The following is a 17,208-nucleotide window of genomic DNA, read 5'->3' as shown; positions in this document are numbered from 1 at the left end:
GTGAAGATACAATTTAAATTTTATTTGACAATTCGTGTAAATTAATTTTTAATAAATTTTAAATTTTCTACAGTCTTATTATTTAAATATACTTTAATGAAATAATATCCTTTTAATAAAGATCTAACATTTATTTTATCATTATCGGTAGTTAAAACAAGCCTTCCATCCTGTGAATATATTTCTGAACGAACGATTTTTTCACTACTTACTATATTTAAAATATCACTAACTGGGTTCGGAGCAATTTTCGTGCTAATATTGTCTTTTAGGGAAATATTTTCAGTGGCCAGTGTTGATGTGTTATAGATATAATCATTTGCACAAGCCTTTTCATACTGTAAATTAACAGGTCTTACCTTTATGGTAATGTTTTGCCCCGGAGTTATTTGTGTTAAAGGAATATTTTCAAAAGTATAGCTATTATTTACGGTTTTCCCAAGGTTTATAATAATACCAGAACCGCTTAAGAAACAATATACATTGTAACCGGTTGAGTTAGCAGAAGGAGTCCAATTTACTGACATCTGATAAGCTCCATTATTTTGATTGACAGAAACATTATTTATTTGAGGACACAAAGGTGCTTTTAAATACTCAAAAAGATAAGCGTTGCGTTGTTTCCAACCTAAACCTTCCAAATTATTTTTAAATTTAATCGTTGAGGGACTATAAGTTACTGAAAGATCCTGAACCCAAGTCGTACCACCATTTATAGTGTGATATGTACCTCCCGAAGTTATCCAACCTTCATCTTCATTAACAAATACCAAGTCATTAATTGTATTATTGATATTAATAGATTTATCTATCCAAGTGTTTCCGGCGTCAATAGTTTTGAAAATAGCACCTTTTTCTCCAAATGCCCAACCTATAAGGTCATTTACAAAAAATAAATTTGTAAAATGCTGATTGGTATCATTTGTTATTGCTATGGTATTCCAAGTCTGTCCTCCGTCAGTAGTTTTGTATAAAATATTTTTTCTTCCGACTATGAGACATGAATTTTGGCTAAAAGTCTGAATATCTGAGAAAGGATAACTATCATTATTTTGATCTAATAATATTGTCCACGAAGTACCTTGATTATCGGTTTTATAAATTCTGTTAGCAGAAACACCATACGCAGAATTATCATTATAGAATTGAATATCTAAAAAATAAAGATTGGGAGAAGTAGAGCCTGTAAGATCAAACATTTGAGTATAGTTTTGCAGATCTCCATTATATGTTCTGAACGGTCTGGGGTAGGTTATTTCTACAGTTTTTGAAGGGTTGTATGCAACACTGTGAATCTGATTTGGAAACATCATAATACCTGCAGGTACTGAAATAGGGATATTCGTCTGTTCGGTAATTATTTTATGAGTAGTATTGTTTAATGAAGTTTTCGAATATTTAGCCTCTGCATCAGTTCTTTTTTTTGCTATTTGTAAAAATTCATAAACGCCATTATTCTCCCTTACATTCCCTTTATCTTCGGTTACGGTTGAAAAATCATTATCCATGCCTGTAAGCCTAACTAAATCATTATTCTGAAGTTTAGAAATATTACCGTTGGATCCTGATGTATAAAGATTATTATTAGTTAGATAAACATTACTTATTTTAGCAGTCGTATTTCCAACGTAATCCCATGTTGCTCCGGAGTTACTCGTTTTCAGTAGATAGCCATTTAATGTGGCATATCCTTCCTGTTCACTTACAAATTTTAATGAAGACAGTGCTCCGCTTGTGGTTATTGTAATTTCCTGCCAACTAGTTCCTCCATTACTTGTTTTAAACAATTTTTGACCATTGTAGATATAACCTGTATTTTCATTGATAAAATATAAGCTAAAGTTAGATGTAGTAACAGGATTGGCGATATTTTGCCAATTACTTCCGCCATCTACAGATTTTTTAATAACAAGTGGGCTCAGAGAACTTCCATAGGAAAACATTACATTATTGTTTACATAAAATATATTGCCTTGGTTGGTTGTAAGTTGAGTCCATGTTGTTCCTGCATTAGTTGTTTTACAAAGACTCGTGGGAGTCGAGATAAAACCTAAATTTGAGTTGAAAAACTTGACCTTCGCATTTAAAAGTGAAACAGAAACAGTTCCAGAAGGACTTGTTTCCGCTTCTAAGTTTTTATAATATGTCTGCCATGAATTACCTCCGTCTGATGTTTTAAATACTGCACCATCTGATAAATATCCATTTTGTGACAACCAAATATTGTTTTCATCAATAGTACTATAACTATTTATTTTATCAAAAGAACCTCCTAAAGGTTGCCACTCTGTACCCCCATTTATTGTTTTAAGTAAGGAAAATGTTAATTTTTCTGATTCATAACCGTTAGATACAGCAAAACCAACATTATTATTCACAAACTGAATTTCTGAAATTGGATTTGTGTAAATATAAGGCTGCCAAATTCCAGAAGCATTTTGAGCATATATTGGTTTGGCAATAGCTAATAAAAATAAAATAATTAACCTTCTCATTTTATTGATGTTTTTTGGTTACGTTTTTTCGATATGAACTTTGAATTTTATTTCATCGATTTCAACTTCATTAAATTTAGTGAAATTTGAAGTAATTTCTATTTTATTTGACAAGACCTCCGATGAAATATATTCTTCATTTTTCTTAATATCATTTAAGAAAGGTGAATTTTCTTCCACAAAGATGTTTATTCTGTCTATTAAATCGAAATTTTTATCTTTTCTCAAGTTTTGAATTCTGTTGATAAATTCTCTTGCAATCCCTTCAGATTTTAACTCATCTGTTAGCGTCAAATCTAATGCCACAGTTGTTTTTCCGTCAGAAGTTACTGTCCATCCCGGAATATCTTTTGTTGAAATTTCAACATCAGAAAGGGTAATTTCGTAACCTTGAACGTCTATTTTTCCTTCTTTTTCTAAACCGGAAATTTGTTCAGCAGTTAGATTTGCAATTTCTCCTCCAACTGTTTTCATATCTTTTCCAAGTCTCGAACCTAACGTTTTAAAGTTTGGTTTTATCTGTTTTACAATTAAATGTGATGCTTCTTCGGCATTTATTAACTGTAATTCTTTAACATTTACTTCTTGTTTTATTAACTCTGAAACTGCTAAGATTTGCTCTTCAGTTTTCTTGTCTAACACAGGAATCAATACTTTTTGTAATGGCTGACGAACTTTCATGTTTTCTTTCTTTCTCAAAGAGAAAACCATACTCGTAATATTTTGTGCTAAGTGCGTTTTTTCAACCAAATCCTGATCAATTAAACTTTCATCAGCAACAGGGAAATCTGTTAAGTGAATAGATTCCGCGTTTTCCTTTCCTGTTACTTTATTTAAATCCTGATACAATTGATCCATAAAGAATGGAGCAATTGGTGCGGATAATTTTGCAACAGTTTCCAAACAAGTATATAAAGTTTGGTAAGCCGAGATTTTATCGTCTGAATAATCTCCTTTCCAAAAACGTCTCCTGCATAATCTTACGTACCAGTTACTCAAGTTATCATTTACAAAAGTATTGATGACTCTTGCTACTCTTGTAGGTTCGTAATCTTCGTAGAATGCCTTTACTTCTTTGATTAATAAGTTTAATTCAGACAAAATCCATCTATCGATTTCCGGTCTGTTTTCAACTTCTTTTTCAGAATAATTGAACCCGTCAACATTTGCATACAAGGCAAAGAATGAATACGTATTGTAAAGTGTTCCGAAGAATTTTCTTCTTGTTTCATCAATTCCTTCGATATCGAATTTCAGGTTTTCCCACGGATTCGCATTTGAAACCATGTACCAGCGTGTAGCATCCGGTCCGTAAACTGCTAATGTTTCAAACGGATCAATTCCATTTCCTTTGGATTTTGACATTTTTACCCCGTTTTTATCCAAAACAAGTCCGTTACTCATTACATTTTTATAAGCAACTGAATCAAAAACTGCCGTTCCGATCGCATGAAGAGTGTAGAACCAACCACGAGTTTGGTCAACACCTTCCGCGATGAAATCTGCTGGGAACGCTTTATTATTGTCGATTAATTCTTTGTTTTCGAAAGGATAATGCAACTGCGCATAAGGCATTGATCCTGAATCGAACCAAACGTCGATCAAGTCGCTTTCACGGTTCATTGCTTTTCCTGATTCTGAAACCAAAACAATTTTATCAACGATATTTTTGTGTAGATCAACCAAAGAATAATTTTCTTCAGACATATTTCCGATCACAAAACCTTTGAACGGGTTTTCTATCATGAATCCTGCTTCGATAGATTTTTCGATCTCGTTGTATAATTCTTCTACTGAACCGATGATTATCTCTTCTTTTAGATCTTCAGTTCTCCAGATTGGCAACGGAATTCCCCAATATCTTGAACGGGATAAATTCCAATCGTTTACATTTTCTAACCAATTGCCGAAACGTCCTTCTCCTGTAGATTTTGGTTTCCAATTGATTCCTTTGTTTAAATCTACCAATCTGTCTTTTACAGCAGTCATTTTCACAAACCAAGAATCCAATGGATAATATAAAAGAGGTTCATCTGTTCTCCAACTGTGTGGGTAACTGTGAACATATTTTTCAACTTTAAAAGCTCTATTTTCTTCTTTTAAACGAATTGCTATTTCAACATCAACAGACTTTTCGGGTGCTGTTCCTGCATCGTAATATTCGTTTTTAACATATTTACCTGCAAAATCTCCCATTTGCGAAGTAAATTTCCCTTGTAAATCTACCAAAGGAACCGGATTTCCATTTTCATTTAAAACCAACATTGGCGGAATCTCAGGGGTAGCTTCTTTTGCCACTTTCGCATCATCAGCACCAAAAGTAGGAGCTGTGTGAACGATACCTGTACCATCTTCAGTCGTAACAAAATCTCCTGAAATTACTCTGAAAGCATTTTCCGGGTTTTGATAAGGTAAAGCGTAAGGTAATAATTGCTCATATTTAATTCCGACCAAATCAATACCTTTGAATTCTGCTAAGATTTGATAAGGAATGATTTTACTTTCTGAAGTGTAATTTGCAAAATCTTCATCTGTTCCTTCAGCATATTTTTTTGCAAATTGTTTTCCAACCAAAGCTTTAGCCAAAACAATATTGATTGGTTCAAAAGTATATTGATTGAAAGTTTTTACTAAAACATAATCGATTTTCGGACCTACTGTCAAAGCGGTGTTAGACGGCAACGTCCAAGGAGTTGTCGTCCAAGCTAAGAAATGTACATCTCCAAAACCTTGTAAAAATGAAGGTAATGTCTCAGGAAGTGTCTTGAATTGTGCGACAATTGTTGTATCAGACACGTCACGATAAGCTCCGGGCTGATTAACTTCATGGGAAGAAAGTCCAGTTCCTGCTTTCGGAGAATAAGGCTGAATTGTGTAACCTTTGTACAATAAATCTTTGTTGTACAACTGCTTTAACAACCACCAAACCGTCTCCATATATTTTGACTTATACGTGATATACGGATCTTCAAGGTCTACCCAATATCCAATTTTCTCGGTAAGGTTATTCCAGACATCGGTGTAGCGCATTACCGCTTCACGACAAGCTTTGTTGTAATCTTCAATAGAAATTTTTGAGCCAATATCTTCTTTAGTAATTCCTAATTCTTTTTCTACGCCTAGCTCCACAGGAAGTCCGTGTGTATCCCAACCCGCCTTACGGAAAACCTGTTTCCCGTTTTGGGTTTGATAACGACAGAAAATATCCTTTAACGCTCTAGCCATAACGTGGTGAATTCCGGGCATACCATTTGCTGAAGGCGGACCTTCATAAAAAACAAACTCAGGTTTCCCTTCACGAATCTCAACACTCTTATTGAAGGTTTTATTTTGTTTCCAAAATTCCGCTACATTCTCTGCTACGTCAATAAGGTTGAGGTTTTTGTATTCTTTAAATTGGCTCATTGTAATATCTCAATATCGTTGATTAATTAAGTTGGCAAATTTACTAAAATTTGTCGGTTTATAATATATGTTTTATTTTGATAGTTTCGATTAAAAAGTTCTGTTTCAGAAATATAAATGTTTGAATTATTTTCTCCCACAGATTTCACGGATTTTCATAGATGATTGTGCATATTATTAAGCACAAAAGTTTAATTATATTTTAAACGAAAACATCTGTGAAAATCCAAAAATAAATCGTGGGAAATAAAAACAAATTTTCGTAATTTTAAAATACCACTTAAAACCATTTGTATGAAAGCCTTTTCCAGATTGATATTTATTGTTTGTTTTCTTGTCGGCATGATGACTCAAGCTCAGAATAACTACCCTCAAAATTATTTTCGGAATCCTTTAAATATTTCCATCAATTTGGCTGCTAATTTCGGAGCCGTTCGCTCTAATCATTTTCATATGGGATTGGATATTCGAACTAATAGCCAGGAAAATTTATCTGTGGTTGCGGCGGCAGACGGTTATATAAGTCGAATAAAAGTTGAACGATATGGTTTCGGAAATGCCGTTTATGTAACTCATCCGAATGGTTATACAACGGTTTACGCTCACTTGAATAAATATTTTGACAGGCTAGATGAATTTGTAAAAGAAAAACAATACAAAGACGAAAAATGGGAACAGGATATCAGTTTTTCTCCCAATCAGTTTCCTGTTACGAAAGGACAATTGATTGCTTTGAGTGGAAATACAGGAGGTTCGGCAGGTCCGCATTTACATTTTGAAATCAGAGATACAAAAACGGAAGAGTGCATCAATCCTTTGCTTTTCGGTTTTAATATTCCTGATGGAATTGCACCAATCATAAGCGGTTTGTATTGGTATGATCGTCGTTTCAGTACTTACGAACCCGGAGCTAATGGAGTTGCTGTTAAAAAAGCTGGAAATGTTTACACTTCGAATATCATTCAGGTTAATTCTCCTCAAATAAGTTTTGCAATAAAAGCGTTGGACAAAGCTAATCAGGGGTTTAATCTTGGAATTTATGATGCAGAGTTATTGATGGATGGAAAATCAGTTTACAGTTTTAAAATCGACAAAATACATTACAATGACACCCGTTATATCAATGGTTGTGTAGATTACACAAAATTTGTCAAAGATAAAATGAGTATTCAGCATTTGTCAAATTTATCGGGAATGAAGCTGCCAAATTACAGTTTTGAATCAGATGGGATTATCAATCTTCAGGATAATGAAATTCACGATATTGAAATAATTTTCAAAGATGTCAACGGAAATACGAGTCGATTAACAACAACAGTTCAGTTCAGTAATCCGTCAGAAAAAGTTTTATCAAATAATAAAACAATTGTTCCCAATGAATCAAAAACAATTAAAACAGAAAATGCAGAAATCAATTTGAGTAAAAATGCAGTTTATGATGCTGTAAATTTCAATATGTATGAAAAACAAGATGTAGAAGCGGTTTCAAATTTAATCGTTTTAAATAGTCCATACATTCCAGTTCATGATTATTTTACATTAAAAATTAAACCCAACAGAAAATTAACCAACGAAGAAAAAGAAAAAACCGTCTTAGAACTCAATTACGGAAGCGATAAAAATATCATCAAAGCAAAATGGAATGGTGATTGGGCAGAAGGGCAATTCAATAGATTAGGAATAGCCAGATTGTTAGTAGATCAGTCTTTGCCTTCAATTTCTCCAAACTGGAAAGATGGAGCAATCATAAATGTTGGTTCTTTAAGATTGAAAGGAACAACAAAAATTGGTGACATTGAATTTTTCCGAGCTGAACTGGATGGAAAATGGCTCAGTTTTGCAAGAATGAAAGATGATTTTGTTTATGTTTTTGATGAAAAATGCCCGAAAGGTTCTGGTTCTCATAAATTAAAACTAACAACAATCAATACAGCAGGAAATACAAATACGCAGAGTTTTACTTTTTCGAGATAATTAGCTTTGTGATATTTTTTTCAACGCAAAGTTTTTAATTTGGATTACAAATAGTTTTAAGTGAGCAAAGATGAATCAACAAGTTGATTTGATGAAGCTGTATTTTCAAGCTTCGCGAAGCAAATTTATTTGCCTTTGCTTTCTAAAATCACAAGTTTAAAAATAAAATCTTTGCGTTTAAATTCAAACACAAATGTTTTCACGAATAGACACAAATGTTAAAGCACAATCATCTGTGAAAATTTGTGCAAATCTGTGGTTAAAATTTAAGATCAAGCAATCTTTTAATTTTAATTAAATAAATTTGTCACTTAAAATAAAAACCATTGGAATTCTATCCATCAATCGAAAAATCAGACATTCAGGAAATAAAAAAGTTTCAGGAGCAAAAACTTCAGGAACTTTTGACTTATCTTGAAAACAACTCACCTTTTTATCAAAAATTGTTCAAAGAAAATAATATCAATATTTCGGATATCAACACGTTGGAAGATTTACAGAAAATCCCGACGACAACGAAAAACGATATTCAGCAGAATAACGATGATTTTTTCTGCATCACGCCCGATAAAATTGTGGATTACAGCACAACTTCAGGGACGTTGGGTGATCCCGTAACTTTCGGGTTATCAGACAATGATTTAGAAAGATTGGCTTATAATGAAGCTATTTCTTTCGTTTGTGCTGGAATCCAAAAAGGTGATGTTGTACAGATGATTACAACAATTGATAAAAGATTCATGGCTGGTCTTGCCTATTTTTTAGGATTAAGAAAAATGGGAGCAAGCGTTGTCAGAATGGGACCCGGAATTCCTGAGCTTCAATGGGATTCAATTTTTAGATATAAACCAAAATATTTAATCACTGTTCCTTCATTTCTATTAAAAATGATAGATTATGCCGAAAAACATGGAATCGATTATAAAAATTCCAGTGTTTACGGTGCGGTTTGTATCGGAGAAAGCATCAAAAATCAGGATTTTACAGATAATATTCTTTCACAAAAGATCAAAGAAAAGTGGAATGTTAAGTTATTTTCCACCTATGCTTCTACAGAAATGAGCACGGCCTTTACTGAATGTGAGCATCAAATCGGAGGACATCAGCATCCTGAATTAATCATCACAGAAATTCTTGATGACGACGGAAATGTAGTTCAGGAGGGAGAAAGCGGAGAATTAACGATCACAACTTTAGGCGTAGAAGCGCTACCGTTGTTGAGGTTTAAAACCGGAGATATTGTAAAAGCACACTACGAACCTTGCCAATGTGGACGAAATACGATGAGACTCGGTCCTGTTGTTGGAAGAAAACAGCAGATGATCAAATATAAAGGAACAACGTTGTATCCGCCTGCGATGAATGATATTTTGAATGATTTTAATACTATTTTGTGTTATCAGATCGTTATTCAGTCGAATGAAATTGGCTTGGATGAAATTATCATTAAAATAAGCACAAACAGTGACTCCGAAAACTTTGTAAACGAAGTGAGAGATCATTTCCGTGCAAAATTGAGGGTAAGTCCGAAAATCGAGATGATAGATTTTGATGTTTTGTCTAAAACAGTTTTTAATCCAAACAGCAGAAAGCCGATTACGTTTATAGATTTAAGATAAAAGCTAAGTAAAATTAACCATGAAAAAAACGTTATTTCTATTCCTGATAACTCTTTCCGCTTGTTTAATGGCTCAGAGGGTTAAGGTTATTTCCGGAGATTATAATTTTTTAAAAGATCAAAAATTTGTCAAAGTTGTTTTCAAATATGATAATGTAAAGTTTGAGAAAAATAATTTAACAGAAGAAGAGTTTTTAACCAAGAGAATTTCTGAAATTGAAAAATCAAATGGAAGGGAAGAAGCTGAAAAATGGAAAGCAGATTGGGAACACAGTAAAGAACAGGCTTTTCGGGATAAATTTATGAGGTCATGGAATAATAATTCATCAATTCTACTTTCTAATACATTTGCTCAAACCAAATACACATTGATTGTTGAGCCAACTTGGATGCATGTTGGGTTATTTATTCCTTTGTTAAGCGACAAGGCTTTAGTTTCAAGTAAAATGACTTTCGTGGAAACACAAAATCCAAATAATATTTTGATGGTCGTGGAAGCAATAAGAGCAACCGGAGGTAACGGTTTTGGGGTTCCAAATAATAACGACCGAATTGCCGAATGCTTTGCGAAAACCTCTAAAATGCTCGCTTTAAAAGTTGAACATTACACTAAAAAATAACAATAAGTTATTAAGTGAAATTCTATATTTGCAAACTTTAAATTAAAAATAATAAATTATGAAAAAATTATTCTTGCTGTTGTTTATGGCAATTGCAACGACAACTTTTGCTCAAACTGAGAATCAGCTGATTTTCCAACAAGGAAATTTAGATTTTCTAAAGGATCAGACTGAGGTAAATGTTCAAATTAAATTTGATAATACGCTTTATCAGGTGGAAAATTTCACAGAAGCTCAATACCTTGAAAAAAGAAAAGAAGATGTCTTAATAAAACATAAAAAGACTGAGCAGGATTGGCATAAATGGAATGATGCCTGGGACAAATTTAAAGCCACAGATTATTTAGATTATTTTTTAAAGGGAATCAATGGTAAATCGAGAAAGGTTCTTTTCAGAAAAGATGTAAATTCAAAGTATACTGTAATCATTGACGCGAAATGGATTTATGCAGGATGGCATGGCGGAATGATCGGGCAGGAAGCAAAATTAACTTCCGATATTACTTTTGTAGAAACAGATAACCCTTCAAAAATCGTAGCGAAAATAAAAGGTGATAAAATATTAGGTAAGCCACAAAACAAAGATTTTGTTATGGAATACGGAAGAATTGCCGGAGCATACGAAGCAACGGGAAAAGTGCTTGGAAAAGCTATCAAAAATGCTTTAAAATAAAAACAAAAAGCGGTCTGAAAATTTTCAGACCGCGTTTTTATGATTGCTCTTGTTGTTTCTCCATCTTGATGAGGTTCGCAAGATTTTTTATTACTGTATCGTGTTTTTTCACGAAAGGATTTTCTTTATTCCAAACATATCCTGCTAAAACTGCACAAATTTTCTTCTTAACATCAGGATTTTCCGGTTGATGGAAGAATAATTCCTGAAGATTTCCGGTGTACCATTCTTTCACATAAGTAGTGAAGACATCAACACCATATAAAATATAATCTGCGAATTCTGTTTGCCAATCAACTTTTTCGCCGTTCAGTTGTCTTATTGCCAGTTTTGCGGCAGTCATTCCCCCTTCCGTTGCAAAGGCCATTCCTGATGAGAAAACGGGATCAAGGAATTCTGAAGCATTTCCAGTCAAAGCAAATCCGTCTCCGAATAATTTTTTCACCGAACAAGAATAGTCTTTCAAATGTCTTGGTTCAAAAAGAAAATCTACATTTCCGAAACGTTTTACATAATAATCCGAAAGAGAAATTGCTTTTCTTAATGCTTCTGCAGCGTCTCCGTTTTCGGATAATTTGTCAATATATTCAGTTGGACCAACAATTCCTACACTCGTATTTCCATTTGAGAAAGGAATTACCCAAAGCCAAACTTCGGTTTCAATAATATCAAAAGAAATCAATGTTCCTTCCGTCCCTTCTTCTCTGTTAATGTCTTCTACATGAGCAAAAATTGCAGAATGCGGAGATAATTTTGAAGGTTTTTCTAAATCTAAAAGTTTCGGTAAAACTCTTCCGTAACCGCTGGAGTCGATCACAAATTTCGCATGGATTTCCTTTGTTTCTCCGTCTTTATTTTTAACGGTTGTGATAGAATCTGTTCCGTTAAATTCTATTCCGATAACTTCAGTTTCAAATTCAAGGTCGATTCCTTTATTGATGACTTCTTGGGCTAAAGTATTATCAAAATCAGCTCTCGGAACCTGCCAAGTCCAGTCCCAGCCCTCTCCGAACTTATCACTGAAATCAAAGATGCAAACTTCGTCACCTCTCAAAAAGCGCGCTCCCAATTTTTTCTCGAAGCCCATTTTATCCAAGGCAGGAAAAAGTCCCGCTTCATCAAAATGATCCATCACTCTCGGAATTAAGCTTTCGCCAACAACCAATCTCGGAAATTTTGTTTTTTCGACAACTTTTACGTTGATATTGTTCTTCTTTAAGTATGAAGAAGATACGCATCCGGATGGTCCAGCACCGATTACGAGAACATCAACAAATTCTTTGCTCATCTTTGATTTTTTATTTTAATAATAACTTATATCTTTGCCGCAAAATTAGTGACAATTAATTAATATTTTATAAAATTATCTATTATTACTTTTAATTGATGAAAATAAATAACTTTTTAGAACTGAAAGATTTTCAGAATATCGTCGTAAATAATGAAAAAATAGAACTGGATGATACACTTTTAGCCAGAGTGGATGCGAGTTTTCAGTTTTTGAAAGAATTTTCTAGGAATAAAGTGATATACGGTGTTAATACTGGTTTTGGGCCAATGGCTCAATTTAAAATCAGTGATGAAGATACTCACCAGCTACAATATAACTTAATAAGAAGCCATTCTTCAGGTATTGGAAATGCTCTTCCGCCACAGGAAGTGAAAGCTTGCATGTTGGCAAGATTAAATACTTTATCACTTGGAAATTCTGGTGTTCATCATTCGGTAGTTAATTTACTTAAAGAATTAATAAACAGAGATATTACACCATTGATTTTCGAACATGGCGGAGTAGGGGCAAGTGGCGATTTAGTCCAGTTGGCGCACTTGGCTTTGGTTTTAATCGGTGAAGGTGAAGTTTTCTATAAAGGCGAAAGAAAATCCACAAAAGAAGTTTTTGAAATTGAAGGTTTAGAGCCGATAAAAGTTGAGATCCGTGAAGGTCTTGCTTTAATGAATGGAACTTCCGTGATGTCAGGAATTGGTATTGTGAATGCATACAAAGCCAATCAATTAACTGAAATTTCTATTAAATTATCTTGTGCGATCAACGAAATCGTTCAGGCTTATGATGATCATTTATCCGAAGCTTTAAATGGAACAAAACTTCACGCAGGTCAGCAAAAAATTGCAGAAAGAATGCGTACGCATTTGTCTGACAGTAAATTAATTAGAAAAAGAGAAGATCACTTATATACTCATTTCGAAGAGCAGGAAAAGGTTTTCAAGGAAAAAGTTCAGGAATATTATTCGTTAAGATGTGTTCCGCAGATTTTAGGACCTGTTTTAGATACATTGGAATACACGGAAAAAGTTCTTGAAAATGAGATCAATTCAGCAAATGATAATCCAATTATAGACGTTGAAGGTCAGCATGTTTATCACGGTGGAAATTTCCATGGAGATTATATTTCTTTGGAAATGGATAAGCTTAAAATTGTGGTAACAAAACTGACAATGCTAGCTGAAAGACAATTAAATTATCTTTTAAACTCAAAAATCAACGAAATTTTGCCTCCTTTTGTAAATTTAGGTAAATTAGGGTTTAATTTCGGGATGCAGGGGGTTCAGTTTACGGCAACTTCCACAACGGCAGAAAGTCAGATGCTGTCGAATCCGATGTATGTTCACAGTATTCCGAATAATAATGACAATCAGGATATTGTAAGCATGGGAACAAATGCAGCGGTAATTTGCAGAAAAGTGATTGAAAATGCTTTCGAAGTATTGGCGATTGAAGCAATCACAATCATTCAGGCGATTGAATATCTTGATTTTAAAGATAAAGTGTCATCATCAACAAAAGAGCTGTACGATGAAATAAGAAAGATCATTCCTGCGTTCTCAGATGATATGGTGATGTATCCATATTTGGAGAAAGTGAAACAATATTTAAAAAAATAAACAGTTTAAGGAGAACCCGAAGGGTTCAACAATAATAGCCGTAGGTAAAACCTATGGAAATATAAAACCATAATCTGGTAAAAAAACAACAAACCCATGAAATGTGCAATTGTAACAGGAGGCTCTAGAGGAATAGGAAGAGCAATCTGTATAAAACTGGCAGAAGAAAAAAACTATCATATCTTAATCAACTACACTTCAAACGAAGCTGCAGCAATGGAAACTTTAGCTAAAGTTGAAGAATTGGGATCTACAGGAGAAATTTTAAAATTCGATGTAGGAAATGCGGAAGAAACTTTAAAAGTTTTGGGAGAATGGCAGGAAAAAAATGCAGATTCAATAGTTGAGGTAATTGTAAATAACGCCGGAATCACAAGAGATGGATTATTCATGTGGATGCAGAGTGAAGACTGGAACGCTGTGATTAACACAAGTTTAAATGGTTTTTTCAACGTCACAAATTTCTTTATTCAAAAATTGTTGCGTAATAAATACGGCAGAATTATCAATATGGTTTCTGTTTCCGGAGTAAAAGGAACGGCAGGTCAGACGAATTATTCTGCAGCAAAAGGAGCTGTTGTCGGAGCTACAAAAGCTCTTGCACAGGAAGTTGCGAAAAGAAATATCACTGTAAATGCAGTCGCTCCAGGGTTTATCAGAACAGATATGACACAGGATTTTAATGAAGATGAATTGAAAGCCATGATTCCTGCCAACCGATTTGGTGAAGCTGAGGAAGTTGCAGATCTCGTTGCATTCTTAGCTTCGAGAAAATCTTCGTACATTACAGGAGAAGTGATCAATATTAATGGTGGAATTTACTCATAATCAATCTTATACTAATTTAATTTTAAATAAAGTTTCAACTTTTAAAACTTTGCTGAGTGAAATCGAAGATTCGACATAGTCAAACGCCTTTATGAACTTAAAAAAACAGCATTAATTTTAAAATATCTTTGCGAACTTTGCGATTAAAATAAATAGCAGCAAAAATTGTTATAAAACTAAAATGGAAAATAGGGTTGTAATTACCGGAATGGGAATTTATTCTTGCATCGGAACTTCTCTGGAAGAAGTGAAAGATTCCCTGTATCAAGGAAAATCCGGTATTGTTTTAGTGGAGGAAAGGAAAGAATTTGGTTTCAGATCAGGTCTTACGGGCGTGGTTCCAAAGCCGGATTTGAAAAGTCTTTTAAACAGACGTCAGCGTATAAGCATGGGCGAAGAAAGTGAGTACGCTTATGTAGCCACACTTAATGCGTTACAGCAGGCAGGCATAGATCAGGACTTTTTAGATAATAATGAAGTCGGGATTTTATACGGAAATGACAGTGTTTCTCAGGCAGTTGTGGAATCAATCGACATTGCGAGAGAGAAAAAAGATACTACTTTAATGGGTTCAGGAGCGATATTCAAATCAATGAATTCTACGGTGACCATGAACCTTTCCACAATATTTAAATTAAGAGGAATCAATTTAACGATCAGTGCAGCTTGTGCCAGCGGATCTCATTCGTTGGGATTAGCTTACATGATGATTAAGAGCGGAATGCAGGATATGATCGTTTGTGGAGGTGCTCAGGAAACCAATAAATATTCAATGGCGAGTTTTGATGGGTTGGGTGTTTTTTCGGTAAGAGAAAATGAGCCTACAAAAGCATCAAGACCTTTTGATAAAGATAGAGACGGCTTAATTCCAAGTGGTGGAGCAGCTTCTTTAATTGTTGAAAGTTTAGAATCAGCACAAAAAAGAGGCGCAAATATTCTGGCTGAAATCGTTGGTTACGGTTTTTCTTCAAATGGAGGACACATCTCAACTCCAAATGTTGACGGCCCGGCTTTAGCAATGAATAGAGCTTTGCAACAATCTGGTTTACAAGTAAAAGACATTGATTATATTAATGCTCATGCGACTTCTACACCAATCGGAGACGCGAATGAAGCAAAAGCGATCTATGAAATTTTCGGAAGTGAAGTTCCTGTAAGTTCTACAAAATCCATGACGGGACATGAATGTTGGATGGCAGGTGCAAGTGAAGTTATTTACTCAATTCTGATGATGCAAAATGATTTCGTAGCACCAAATATCAACTTGGAAAACCCTGATGATGAGGCAAAAAAGATAAATTTGATCGCCGAAACAAAAAGTCAAAAAATTGACGTATTTTTGTCGAATTCTTTTGGATTTGGGGGAACAAATTCGGCACTAATTGTTAAAAAATTTGAATAAAAACATGGAAAGGGAAAAAATTGTTGCGATCGTCAACGACTTTTTGGTTAATGAATTCGAGGTAGACGGCGATGAAATCAGCAATGAAGCAAACTTAAAAACAACTTTAGGCTTAGACAGCTTAGATTATATTGATATGGTTGTAGTGATTGAATCTAATTTCGGAGTGAAGTTAGGGGAAGCAGACTTCAAGAAAATGGTCACTTTTGACGATTTTTATTCGACTATTCAAAACAAAATCACTGAAAAAAACGCTTAATTATCGATTAAACTTTATTTTCTATAAATTTTAACGGAATAATTGTCTTTGCTGAGTGAAACCCCTTTGCGAACTTAAAAACAGCATTATATTAAAAAAAATCTTTGCGAACTTTGCGTTAAGAACAAGAATAAATTATGAACAAATGGAAAGGTAAATCTAAAGGCACAATTCTGGGCTACAGAATTTTCGTCTGGTGTATTAGAAATATCGGGATCAGAAGTTCATATTTTGTACTCTATTTTGTTGCTTTATACTATTTTTTGTTCGAAAAAAACAGCAACAAATATTTCACTTATTACTTTCAAAAAAGACTGAATTACGGATTTTGGAAAACTAAAATTTCATTATTTAAAAGTTATTTCACTTTTGGAACAGTTTTGATTGATAAAACAGCTATTTCAGCAGGATTAAGAGAAAAATACACCTACGAATTCGACGGTGTTGAAAACCTCAAAAACCTTTTGGCAGAAAAAAAAGGCGGAGTTTTAATCAGTGCTCACATCGGAAATTTTGAAATTGCAGAACACTTTTTCGCTGATATTGATTTTGATTGTCAGATTAATTTAGTCACAACAGATCAGGAAGTTACAGTAATAAAAGAATATCTTGAAAGCGTTACTGTTAAAAAAAGCAATATCAAATTCATTTATGTAAAAGAAGATATGTCGCATATTTTCGACATCAATGAAGCCTTGTCTAAAAATGAGTTGATCTGTTTTACAGGCGACCGTTATTTCGAAGGTTCAAAATTCCTTGAGGGAGATCTTCTTGGAAAAAGCGCGAAATTTCCGGCAGGTCCTTTCCTTATTGCTTCTCGATTAGGCGTTCCCGTTGTGTACGTGTATGTGATGAAGGATAAAAATCTTCATTATCATTTGTATGCGAGGGTCGCTCAGCAAGTTAAAAAACGAGATGCGCAAGGACTTTTAAACTCTTATACTCAAAATTTGGAGTCGATGATCAAAAAATATCCGCTTCAATGGTTCAATTACTTTGATTTTTGGGATGATATTGATTAATTTTCAAT

The 17,208-nt window shown here is 33.9% G+C and carries 12 protein-coding genes; 9 read left to right on the top strand and 3 right to left on the bottom strand.

Annotation, left to right across the window (positions count from 1 at the left end):
* Nucleotides 1-41 precede the first annotated feature (41 nt).
* Together AC1Q7L_RS06235 and ileS are read right to left on the bottom strand one after the other, a co-directional pair.
* Nucleotides 42-2,495: a YCF48-related protein gene (locus tag AC1Q7L_RS06235; protein WP_492304743.1), complete on the bottom strand. Its 2,454-nt coding sequence runs from the start codon at nt 2,493-2,495 to the stop codon at nt 42-44.
* A gap of 18 nt (nt 2,496-2,513) precedes the next feature.
* Nucleotides 2,514-5,900 (bottom strand): isoleucine--tRNA ligase, encoded by a 3,387-nt coding sequence (ileS, locus tag AC1Q7L_RS06230; RefSeq protein WP_492304742.1) that lies wholly within the window; start codon nt 5,898-5,900, stop codon nt 2,514-2,516.
* Between the two features lie 294 nt (nt 5,901-6,194).
* Between ileS and AC1Q7L_RS06225 the strand changes: the two genes are divergently transcribed.
* The 4 genes from AC1Q7L_RS06225 (at nt 6,195) to AC1Q7L_RS06210 (ending at nt 10,785) form a co-directional block, all read left to right on the top strand.
* On the top strand, nt 6,195-7,874 hold the full coding sequence (locus AC1Q7L_RS06225; protein ID WP_492304741.1) for a M23 family metallopeptidase: 1,680 nt from the start codon (nt 6,195-6,197) through the stop codon (nt 7,872-7,874).
* Nucleotides 7,875-8,200: 326 nt separating this feature from the next.
* Entirely contained in the window at nt 8,201-9,493 is a 1,293-nt protein-coding gene (flxY, locus tag AC1Q7L_RS06220) for a flexirubin biosynthesis putative acyl-CoA ligase FlxY (protein ID WP_492304740.1), read from the top strand.
* 19 nt (nt 9,494-9,512) lie between these two features.
* Nucleotides 9,513-10,112: a hypothetical protein gene (locus tag AC1Q7L_RS06215; RefSeq protein ID WP_492304739.1), complete on the top strand. Its 600-nt coding sequence runs from the start codon at nt 9,513-9,515 to the stop codon at nt 10,110-10,112.
* A 58-nt stretch (nt 10,113-10,170) separates the two neighbouring features.
* Nucleotides 10,171-10,785: a hypothetical protein gene (locus tag AC1Q7L_RS06210; RefSeq protein ID WP_492304738.1), complete on the top strand. Its 615-nt coding sequence runs from the start codon at nt 10,171-10,173 to the stop codon at nt 10,783-10,785.
* A 37-nt stretch (nt 10,786-10,822) separates the two neighbouring features.
* Here the strand turns inward: AC1Q7L_RS06210 and AC1Q7L_RS06205 are convergent, their stop codons facing one another.
* On the bottom strand, nt 10,823-12,073 hold the full coding sequence (locus AC1Q7L_RS06205; protein ID WP_492304737.1) for an NAD(P)/FAD-dependent oxidoreductase: 1,251 nt from the start codon (nt 12,071-12,073) through the stop codon (nt 10,823-10,825).
* A 98-nt stretch (nt 12,074-12,171) separates the two neighbouring features.
* Here AC1Q7L_RS06205 and flxA point away from each other — a divergent pair, with 98 nt between their 5' ends.
* The 5 genes from flxA to AC1Q7L_RS06180 all read left to right on the top strand — a co-directional run bounded on the left by flxA (nt 12,172) and on the right by AC1Q7L_RS06180 (nt 17,200).
* Complete coding sequence (flxA, locus tag AC1Q7L_RS06200; protein WP_492304736.1) at nt 12,172-13,689, top strand: flexirubin biosynthesis tyrosine ammonia-lyase FlxA; 1,518 nt, start codon at nt 12,172-12,174, stop codon at nt 13,687-13,689.
* A gap of 96 nt (nt 13,690-13,785) precedes the next feature.
* The gene (gene flxB / locus AC1Q7L_RS06195) at nt 13,786-14,517 is read left to right on the top strand and encodes a flexirubin biosynthesis SDR family reductase FlxB (protein WP_492304735.1); all 732 of its coding nucleotides are present in this window, start codon (nt 13,786-13,788) and stop codon (nt 14,515-14,517) included.
* A gap of 181 nt (nt 14,518-14,698) precedes the next feature.
* On the top strand, nt 14,699-15,919 hold the full coding sequence (locus AC1Q7L_RS06190; protein WP_492304734.1) for a beta-ketoacyl-[acyl-carrier-protein] synthase family protein: 1,221 nt from the start codon (nt 14,699-14,701) through the stop codon (nt 15,917-15,919).
* Between the two features lie 4 nt (nt 15,920-15,923).
* Nucleotides 15,924-16,178 (top strand): acyl carrier protein, encoded by a 255-nt coding sequence (locus AC1Q7L_RS06185; protein WP_066759632.1) that lies wholly within the window; start codon nt 15,924-15,926, stop codon nt 16,176-16,178.
* A gap of 137 nt (nt 16,179-16,315) precedes the next feature.
* Nucleotides 16,316-17,200, top strand: coding sequence for a lysophospholipid acyltransferase family protein (locus AC1Q7L_RS06180; RefSeq protein ID WP_492304733.1), 885 nt, complete (start codon nt 16,316-16,318; stop codon nt 17,198-17,200).
* Nucleotides 17,201-17,208 lie beyond the last annotated feature (8 nt).

The sequence above is a fragment of the Chryseobacterium sp. GW823-FHT05E08 genome (assembly GCF_058795655.1).
This window is presented reverse-complemented; position numbering and strand designations above follow the sequence as displayed.